Origin of the sequence: Kineococcus indalonis (assembly GCF_009906395.1) — a bacterium.
In the GTDB taxonomy this organism is placed as follows: domain Bacteria; phylum Actinomycetota; class Actinomycetes; order Actinomycetales; family Kineococcaceae; genus Kineococcus; species Kineococcus indalonis.
The window spans coordinates 1-2,092 of the sequence record NZ_JAAALM010000629.1 but is presented as its reverse complement, the minus strand read 5'-3'; the positions used below and the strand labels follow the sequence as shown (position 1 = coordinate 2,092).

Below are 2,092 nucleotides of genomic sequence, written 5' to 3'. Positions count from 1 at the left end.
GTCCGCAGACCCCCACGCCCGGTGGCGCGCGGGGGGAGCGCGCCACCGGGCGTGGGGGTCTGCGGACTCGGCCGTTCGGGTGCCGCTGCGCGGGCCGTCCGCTCGGAACGGTCACGCGCAGTGGTGACACCTGTCTCGGCGTCCGCCGCCCGGGCCTTGAGGAGGGACCCGCGGTCACCGTCGGTGATGTCCCGGGGACACCGGTCCGCGGGAGCGGTGCCCCCGGGCCCCACCGGGACCGCCGCCGGACGACGGCGGCCCCCGCGGGCCTCAGCGGCTGCGCTGCTGCAGGTAGTAGCGGATCAGCGAGGCCGTGGAGGGGTCCTGCGCGCCCAGGGTCGCGGCGTCGCCGGTCAGCGCCGGGGCGATCTCCACCGCCAGCTTCTTGCCGAGCTCCACGCCCCACTGGTCGAAGCTGTCGATGCCCCACACCGCGCCCTCGACGAACGTGACGTGCTCGTACAGCGCGATGAGCTGGCCCAGCACCGAGGGGGTCAGCGCCGGCGCCATGATCGAGGTGGTGGGCCGGTTGCCGGAGAACACCCGCGCCGGCACGACGTCCTCCGCGGTGCCCTCCGCGCGGACCTCCTCGGCCGTCTTGCCGAACGCCAGCGCCTTGGTCTGCGCGAAGAAGTTCGCCATGAACAGCGCGTGCACGTCGGCGTCGCCCGCGTCGTGGTCCACCAGCGGGTGCGCGGGCGTCGCGAAGGCGATGAAGTCGCTGGGGACCACCCGGGTGCCCTGGTGGATCAGCTGGTAGAAGGCGTGCTGGCCGTTGGTGCCCGGCTCGCCCCAGAACACCTCGCCGGTCTGCGTGGTCACCGGCGAGCCGTCGTAGCGCACCGACTTGCCGTTGGACTCCATGGTCAGCTGCTGCAGGTACGCCGGGAAGCGGTGCAGGTGCTGCGAGTACGGCAGCACCGCGTGGGTGTGCGCGTCGCAGTGGTCGACGTAGAAGACGTTCAGCAGGCCCATGAGCAGCGGCACGTTCGAGGCCGGCTCGGCGGTGCGGAAGTGCTCGTCCACGGCGTGGAAGCCGGCGAGGAACTCCCGGAAGCGCTCCGGGCCGACCGCCACGGCCAGCGAGGTGCCGATGGCGGAGTCCACCGAGTAGCGCCCGCCGACCCAGTCCCAGAAGCCGAACGCGTTGCCCGGGTCGATGCCGAAGGCCTCGACCTTCTCCAGCGCGGTGGACACCGCCACGAAGTGCTTGGCCACCGCGTCGCGGCGGGCCCCGTCGTCGTCGGCGAGCACGCCGGCGGCACCCAGGCGCTCCCACAGCCACGCCCGCGCCAGGCGCGCGTTGGTGAGCGTCTCCAGCGTCCCGAAGGTCTTGGAGGCGACGATGAACAGCGTCGTCTCCGGGTCCAGGTCGGCGGTCGTCTCAGCCACGTCGGTGGGGTCGATGTTGGAGACGAAGCGGCACTCCAGGCCCCGCTGCACGTACGGCTTGAGCGCCTCGTACGCCATGACCGGGCCCAGGTCCGAGCCGCCGATGCCGATGTTGACCACGGTGCGGATGGCCTTGCCCGTCACGCCCGTCCAGCGGCCCGAGCGCACCGACTCGGCGAACCCCAGCACCTCGCCCAGCTCGCGCTGCACGTCGGCGTCGACGTCCTGGCCGTCCACGACCAGCGCCGGCTGCGCGCCCGGCGGGCGGCGCAGCGCGGTGTGCAGCACCGCGCGGTCCTCGGTGACGTTGATGTGCTCGCCGGCGAACATGGCGTCCCGGCGCGCCAGGACGCCGGTCTCCTCGGCCAGCTGCAGCAGCAGCCGCACCGTCTCGTCGGTGACGAGGTTCTTCGACAGGTCCACGCGCAGGTCCGCCGCGTCGAACGTCAGCCGGTCGGCGCGCTGCGGGTCGTCGGCGAACCAGCTCCGCAGGTCGGGGGTCGTGGCGGCGCGGTGCGCGGCCAGGGCCTCCCAGGCGCTCGTCCTCGTCGGGTCCACGGGTCCTTCGCTCACGCGTCGCCTCCAGCGCTCGTGCGGCCGGGCGCTCCCGGCCCGGGTCGTCATCGGTCTGGTGCCGGACGAGACGTTAGCCACGTGCGGTGCGCGGCGCGCGGGCGGCCGCCGCGCCACCCCGCGGCGC

At 74.0% G+C, this 2,092-nt stretch carries 1 protein-coding gene; it reads right to left on the bottom strand.

The features are described from left to right. Nucleotides 1-270 precede the first annotated feature (270 nt). Nucleotides 271-1,965 carry a glucose-6-phosphate isomerase gene (gene pgi, locus GTR00_RS19710; protein ID WP_323132629.1) on the bottom strand — a complete coding sequence of 565 codons (1,695 nt, stop codon included), beginning with the start codon at nt 1,963-1,965 and terminating at the stop codon, nt 271-273. Nucleotides 1,966-2,092 lie beyond the last annotated feature (127 nt).